The sequence below is a fragment of the Polaromonas jejuensis NBRC 106434 genome (genome assembly GCF_001598235.1).
GTDB lineage: Bacteria > Pseudomonadota > Gammaproteobacteria > Burkholderiales > Burkholderiaceae_C > Polaromonas > Polaromonas jejuensis.
In genome coordinates, this window is the sequence record NZ_BCYO01000056.1 from 1 (window position 1) to 6,186 (window position 6,186).

General features: G+C 58.8%; 8 protein-coding genes. 4 read left to right on the forward strand and 4 right to left on the reverse strand.

What is annotated here, in order from left to right:
• The 4 genes from PJE01S_RS24895 to PJE01S_RS23860 form a co-directional block, all read right to left on the reverse strand.
• Positions 1 to 255: DUF2946 domain-containing protein (locus PJE01S_RS24895; RefSeq protein ID WP_157090465.1), on the reverse strand; the 255-nt coding region annotated here is incomplete at its 3' end.
• Between the two features lie 41 nt (positions 256 to 296).
• The gene (locus tag PJE01S_RS23850) at positions 297 to 1,166 is read right to left on the reverse strand and encodes a CopD family protein (RefSeq protein ID WP_068836208.1); all 870 of its coding nucleotides are present in this window, start codon (positions 1,164 to 1,166) and stop codon (positions 297 to 299) included.
• On the reverse strand, positions 1,166 to 1,558 hold the full coding sequence (gene copC, locus PJE01S_RS23855) for a copper homeostasis periplasmic binding protein CopC (RefSeq protein WP_068836209.1): 393 nt from the start codon (positions 1,556 to 1,558) through the stop codon (positions 1,166 to 1,168). Before copC ends, PJE01S_RS23850 begins: the two co-directional genes overlap by 1 nt.
• A 520-nt stretch (positions 1,559 to 2,078) precedes the next feature.
• Positions 2,079 to 3,248 carry a tyrosine-type recombinase/integrase gene (locus PJE01S_RS23860; protein ID WP_068836210.1) on the reverse strand — a complete coding sequence of 390 codons (1,170 nt, stop codon included), beginning with the start codon at positions 3,246 to 3,248 and terminating at the stop codon, positions 2,079 to 2,081.
• Positions 3,249 to 3,485: 237 nt separating this feature from the next.
• Between PJE01S_RS23860 and PJE01S_RS23865 the strand changes: the two genes are divergently transcribed.
• The 4 genes from PJE01S_RS23865 to PJE01S_RS23880 all read left to right on the forward strand — a co-directional run bounded on the left by PJE01S_RS23865 (position 3,486) and on the right by PJE01S_RS23880 (position 6,091).
• Positions 3,486 to 4,391 carry a DNA-binding protein gene (locus PJE01S_RS23865; protein WP_169804428.1) on the forward strand — a complete coding sequence of 302 codons (906 nt, stop codon included), beginning with the start codon at positions 3,486 to 3,488 and terminating at the stop codon, positions 4,389 to 4,391.
• 55 nt (positions 4,392 to 4,446) lie between these two features.
• Positions 4,447 to 4,764 carry a hypothetical protein gene (locus PJE01S_RS23870; RefSeq protein ID WP_218017561.1) on the forward strand — a complete coding sequence of 106 codons (318 nt, stop codon included), beginning with the start codon at positions 4,447 to 4,449 and terminating at the stop codon, positions 4,762 to 4,764.
• Positions 4,761 to 5,399 (forward strand): DUF2026 family protein, encoded by a 639-nt coding sequence (locus PJE01S_RS23875; RefSeq protein WP_068836212.1) that lies wholly within the window; start codon positions 4,761 to 4,763, stop codon positions 5,397 to 5,399. The genes PJE01S_RS23870 and PJE01S_RS23875 overlap by 4 nt, the downstream gene beginning before the upstream one ends.
• Positions 5,400 to 5,572: 173 nt before the next feature.
• On the forward strand, positions 5,573 to 6,091 hold the full coding sequence (locus PJE01S_RS23880; RefSeq protein WP_068836213.1) for a hypothetical protein: 519 nt from the start codon (positions 5,573 to 5,575) through the stop codon (positions 6,089 to 6,091).
• Positions 6,092 to 6,186 lie beyond the last annotated feature (95 nt).

Genomic DNA, 6,186 nt, shown 5'->3' on the forward strand with positions numbered 1-6,186 from the left:
CGCCGAGGGGGATTGATCCAGCGCGCAATAAGGGCAGTGATCAAAATGCGCTGCAATCTCATCGTCCACGGGTGAGCCTGGTGAGCCCGTCGCTGGCTCAGACTTGTCGGCCTGAGCCGTGCAGATTTGCTGCCAACTCGTGGAAGTTCCTTCCCATGACGCGATGGCATGGGAAACCGCAGGCGCAAGCGCAGACATCAAGAGGACCGCAACGGCGATCCAAATGGTGAATTGACGCTCTAGGCGGTTGAACATTCGAAAATTTTATCCCGTGCAAGGATTTACTACTGGTCATCCTACGCGGGCATGGTAGTTCCCAACTTGGCGGCCAATGCCAGCACAACCAGCAGCACCCCCGCCTCAACCAGCAACACCCGCCTAAACCCCTTGGCACCGACCACCTGATCACGATCCAGCCGCGCTAACCAATACCAGCGATTTCGCGCCCCTAGTCCGGCAGCAATCGCAACGGCACAAAGTTTCGCCAGCAATATCCAGACATAGGCAGAACCCCAGGGATTGCTGGCATGTCCAAGCGTCCGTGCCGCATTAAACAGCCCGCTACCGACCACCACCAGTAGCGCCAGCGTTGCCACTTCCGATAGGCGATGTGCCAGTGCACTGCGCTGCTGCAGCTGCCAGTGGGACCAGTCAGACGTCAGCAGTACGCAGATCCCGACTGATCCAGCCCAGGCTGTCGCTGCCAGCACATGTGCCGTGTGGATCAATACGGAAAAGCTGACGAAGCCCTGATCTGCCGCGTGCCCGGTCGCCGCCCGTGCCAGCGCGAATCCAATCAGGCCAACCCCGAACAAGCCATCTCGTATTTGCCATGCAGAGCTGACAGTCGCCACCATCAGCATGATCCAGGCAGTCAACGCAACCCAGATCATGGCGCCAAAATGTGACTGCGTGAGTACCAGCCAGAGTGCGGCGGGCAGGCCGGTGATAAGGGTTTCGGTCATGGCAACGGTGCCGGCGCACAGGTAGGCTGCGAGTCCGATGCCGAGCAGTACACAAGCCCGGCGAGCCATGCCGACGAGTCGCACTGAGGTAGCTGTCGACGACACTGCAGTTTGCAGCACGGCGACGCCGACGGCCGCTGCCAGCGCCATATTCAGCAATGCCGCAAATAGCGCTTGCATCCAGCCGGCGACCAGATCCATCACTTCACCGTGAATTTATAGCTCCCCTTAGTACGGTGACCATCGTCGGCGACCGCGACCCATTTCACTTGATATGCGCCGGCTGGCAGGGTTGGTAGCGCTAATCGCATGGTCTTGTGAGTGGTGGCGTCGACCTCGGCTTTGGCGCTGTTGACCTGCTTGCCCCGAGCATCGATGACGACCAGACTGCTGAACGCCGGTTCGAGCGCTTCGTTGTACGTGATGCGGACCTCTTGCGGCGCACTGACGACCGAACCTGCGACGGGAGACTGGGTTTCAGGATGTGCATGCGCCCAGGCCTGACCGATGCTGCCTAAGCACAGCGCGCTGACGACTGCGGACAGGCGAAAAAAGGCACGGATGGCAGAGCAGTGAAAAGAAGAGTTTGGCATGACAAGAGCTTTTAAAAAAAAGGTTTGTCGATGGATTTTGGGAAAATGTCATCGAAAAAGAAGTGAGTTTGCAGCCGCACGCCAATACTATGACCGCTTGCCCAAATTCTGTCCTAGGTTTGGACGTCCGTTCCTGGCCGGCGGCCGTCGATCGACTCGGCGAAATCCTTCCTGTCGCCGAAGCAGTCGCTTGCATGGGAAACGACAGGGTCGCAATGGCCGCTATGGAGCGAGTCGAAAACGATTGCCACCGACGGGTACGGGGCCCTAAGGGGAAGTTCGTTCTTCTCCGAAACCGACAAAGTGGTCAGCTTCTACCGGAATGGTGGTTAATGACTGCCAGCATGCGCAGCGAGATCGAAAACAAAGGAAACAGGGGCGCATGGGCAGGCATCGGCGGATCAAATGGCGGCGCCAGGCCATCTCAAAGACCCGGTGTGCGGCATGGCAGTGACAGCGCAGTCATCCCCACGCGGGCAAGCCTTACCATTTTTGCAGCGCTAACCCGAGACCAGCTAAGCTACGGCGTCCGCCAGCCAACCCGGTGTACGGCCGCAGTCGCGTCATGTCGGGCATCGTCCTCCGAATGAAGGTAGATGCTGGTGGTGCTGATATTGGCATGGCCCAGGTTGTCTCGGACCACTTTCAGGTCTGCCTTTTCGCTCAGGTGGCTGCCGGCGGTGTGGCGCATCCAATGGGTGGACGCCTGTTCGAGGTGGGCCGCCGCGGACTCGAACTCGGGGCCCTGGCGCCGCAAACGCGCCGCGCTTTCCCGGACCACCTCCTTGACGATCTCGTGGATAGCGCTGCGTGCCATGGGCCTGGCAGGTCCAATGAGAGGTATCACCAGCGGCATGCCATCCCCCTCTAGCGCCAGCGGGCTCAGGCCATGAGCCTTGCGGTAGCGCATGAATTCGGCCATCAACTCGCCAGTGGCCGGCACCAGGCGAGTCTTGCCCCCTTTACCCGTAATCTCCAGCCACCAACGTTCTCGTGCGTCGGTGCTGCGCCGGCTGAAGACGCCGCCCATGGTTGTCCCGCAAATCTCTGAAACGCGCAAGCCGCCGATGTACAGCAAGGAGAACAACCAGCGGCAGCGCGACGCATGGAGCCTGTCGCGTTCACTTATCACCGGCATAGCCTCAATGGTGCTCTTGACGGCCTCCCAGTGCTCCATCGGCAGGAAGCGGCTTACGCGGGGCGCGGCAAGCCTTTTCTTGCGCCGACTCAAGGCCAGCGGATTGCCGGCCAGGTAGCCCGCTTCCACGAGCCACGACAGCATGGCATTGAGAATCGACAGAGCCTGGCGCTGGCTGGATGCACCCAGCGGGCCGGCGAAGGGTCGCCACAGCGGGGAATCCCGGCCCGGCTTTTGACCTGGCGCCATGAGCCAACGCTCGGCCGGTTGCGGATCGACCAGGAAGCGCTGGTAGACCAGCAAGTCCTCATGGGTGAGGTCCGACAGTGCCACGCCGTGCTGCAGCCCACACCACAACATGAGCCGTTCGGCCTCCTTGCGGTAGCTGGCCAGCGTAGCAGGCGAGTCGACATAACGGGCCAGCCAGGCCAGTACAGCGGAGCGATCGTCCGCGGCGGCCAGCTGCCCGGGCGAGGCGGCGCGATTGCGCCCGCGGCGGCCGTCGAGATGGGCGGGAATCGCCAGCCGGTCCAGGGTGACCAGTGCCGTCATGCCGAGCTACGTGGAAATGGATACATTGGCAACCATTATGGACATTAGATGGATTATGTCCATAGATTTGATAATTTAGAAAATAACTCAACGTATTACGTTGTATTATTTATTTAAAGCCACCTGAAAGCCGCCACGATGGAAACTCCAGCTATCACCGAAGCCCGCCTGCAGGCCGAAATTGAATCCCTGCGTGCCCAGTATCCAGACACCCAGGAGCTGTACCGCGAGGTATGCGTGCTGCTGTTCTTCCGGCACGGGATCACGCCCACCGCCAACAAGCTGTACCAGCTGGTGCGCAAGGGCAGCATGAGCGCGCCGGCGGAGGCGCTGACCAGGTTCTGGGAAACACTTCGCGAGAAAAGCCGCATCCGTATCGAGCATCCCGATTTGCCGGCGCCGCTGCGCGACGCGGCCGGTGAGATGGTCGGCGTCCTGTGGCAGCGCGCTCAAACCGCGGCGCAGGAGGCGCTGGTGCAACTCCGCGAGGAAGCTCACGCGCAAGTGCTGGCCGCCGAAGCCATTGCCCAGGCCGCAACCGCACGAGTGCAGGAGACTGAGCAGGCATTGGGCGAGGCGCGGCAGGAACTGCAAGCGATTCAGCAGCGCTTGGCCGAAACTCAAGCTGATCTCGCTCGGGCCCAGGGTGAGGTCACCGCCCTGCAGCGCCAGGTGGAGGCCGGTGTGGCGCAGCGCCGGGAGCTTCAGGAAGGATTCAATGCTGCGCAGCAGCGCCTCACCCATGAACTTGAACAGCAACGCGTGGCGGCCACGGCGGCCGAGGAACGTCATGCGGCCGAAACGAAGCGCATGCTGCTCGATGTGGACCGCGAACGGGTCAATTCGACCAAACACCAAAAGGAGCTGGAGCAAGCACGTCGCATGTTCGTCGATCAGACCGAACTGCATCGCCAGCAAATGACCGAAAAGCAGCAGCAGGCCGAAACGCTTCGGCAGCGCAATGGCGAGCTCGAAGGCAGTGTGGCAGAGCTACGGGGGCAGCGCGATCAGCTGCTGCGAGACGTGGATGGCTTGAGGCTGCGCCTGGAGAGCTTGCCTGTGGCGAAAGTGGCTCCGGCGCGCCAAGTGAAGGTCAGATCTCCTGGCATTGCCAAGGCAAGCCGGCCGAAGCGAACACCTTAAAGTACCGCCCCAAAATAACGGATGATGTGGGCAGCTATTTTGCAAGGAGAATTCGATGCAACTCAGGACCATTGAGACCGTGAGCGTGGTGCATCAGATCAGATGCGATCGGTGCGGTAAAGAGGCTGAACGTGGCGAGGTTGGCTTCGTTGAGATGACGTCGATCGGTTTCGACGCGGGCTATGACTCGATTTTTGGTGACGGCAATCGGGTTGAGGTCGATTTGTGCGAGCCTTGCTTGCGCGACACCTTGGGCGCCTGGCTGCGGGTGAAAACGCCTGCTGACACGCCTTTGGCGAGCATGCTTGCAGCTTTCAAGCCCGAGGTACATGGAGGGGAGTTTCCCTCGCCCAAATCAACAGGGACCGAATGAAGCCAAAACCAGTCATTCCACTTTCGGACTATTTGCGTATCTTCCGTGTTATCAAGTCGGTGCTGGACAGCGTCGATGCGCACACCACCCATGCTTGTATGTTCTTCAGCATCGCGGGCGCGGCGATTCTTCGGGAGTACTACAAAAAGGACGCCATGCAGATTGCGGGTGCAGCCTTCTATCTGGTGGACGGCAAACAGCGAAACGCCATGTCTTTTGCGACAGTATCAGAAGGACAAGCACAAAGCTCAGATACGGCGTTTCATTCCTGGGTTCAATGTGATGGTTACGTGATTGATTTCATGACGCCAATATTTCCCGACGTTTGCGTATCTTCTGGTCACCCATTTACAGCACCGGGACGTATGTTCCAAAAACGGCTGAGCGGTATGGCCCCGAGTCACCAGCATCTTTATAAGGAAGGCGACTTCTACCTGGTGCCCAACCCTGAGCTGACAGTCGATCTCAGGAGGTCATTCCTCCAAAAACCCGCCAGTGCTGATCTGGTCAATATCTGCCTGCATTGGTACAGAAAGCCACCAAAACCGATTCTCCCTGAGCTGCACATGCAAAACGACCTCGGGGAAGTCACCCAGATCAAACTTAGCCATGTCGGAGTGTCCGGTGCATGGTGAGTGCCACAGATAAAGTCTATGGGCAAGCTCTCAGAACTTAAGTGCACCGATCATCCCGGCCAACCCTCTTGTCCGTTCCCCAATCAAAACCCGGGGATGCCCCTATTTGACTTTTCTTTCGGCTGTGCGGTCAGCCGCAGCTGGGGCAGGACGTTGCGGAACTCAGCGATGCTGTGCACAGATTCATCGTTTGGCTCGATTTCGAAGCTGTGATTGAGGACATGTGGTTGGGCGAGATATCCGTCAAAGCGGACGTTCGTGCCAGCAGGTTCGAACTTCTGAAGATTTCGGGCAACATTGGGAAGCACAACTTCTCGCGACTGCATGCCGATATAAGGAAGATCGTTGGAATTTACGAGCGGAGCGGTGTGCCCATCTCCGAAAACGACGCTTACCGCTCACTTGACAGCATCTATGAGTGGCTCTTCGATAACTTCTTTGCGTATCACGCGAGCACGATCGCCGAGTTTCTCAATGACATTCGTTTGGCGATTCACTGCTACCTGAGGGAAGGGTTCGTGCGGTCCCATCACTTCCCAGCCGGGGAGGAGATTCTTTACAGATACCGATACCCACCAGGCTGCGACGACGACCTGGCCAAGGCGATGTATTGGGACCTGATGAACAAAATCGGGAGGAGGCCGATCTTTCCAAAATTCACCGTGACGCAGTCCCTAAAGGACCAGTTCTGACTGGCGATTAGCGGAACCGCCTATTTCTTTTTAAATCAAGGACTTAGGCTCACTTCTGCGAAATTTTCAGGAATCACGGCCGACCCTCCATAGGG

Coding starts and splice junctions, on each gene's coding strand:
- PJE01S_RS23850 (WP_068836208.1), bottom strand. CDS start 1,166: ATGGATCTGGTCGCCGGCTGGATGCAAGCGCTATTTGCGGCATTGCTG.
- copC (WP_068836209.1), bottom strand. CDS start 1,558: ATGCCAAACTCTTCTTTTCACTGCTCTGCCATCCGTGCCTTTTTTCGC.
- PJE01S_RS23860 (WP_068836210.1), bottom strand. CDS start 3,248: ATGACGGCACTGGTCACCCTGGACCGGCTGGCGATTCCCGCCCATCTC.
- PJE01S_RS23870 (WP_218017561.1), top strand. CDS start 4,447: ATGCAACTCAGGACCATTGAGACCGTGAGCGTGGTGCATCAGATCAGA.
- PJE01S_RS23875 (WP_068836212.1), top strand. CDS start 4,761: ATGAAGCCAAAACCAGTCATTCCACTTTCGGACTATTTGCGTATCTTC.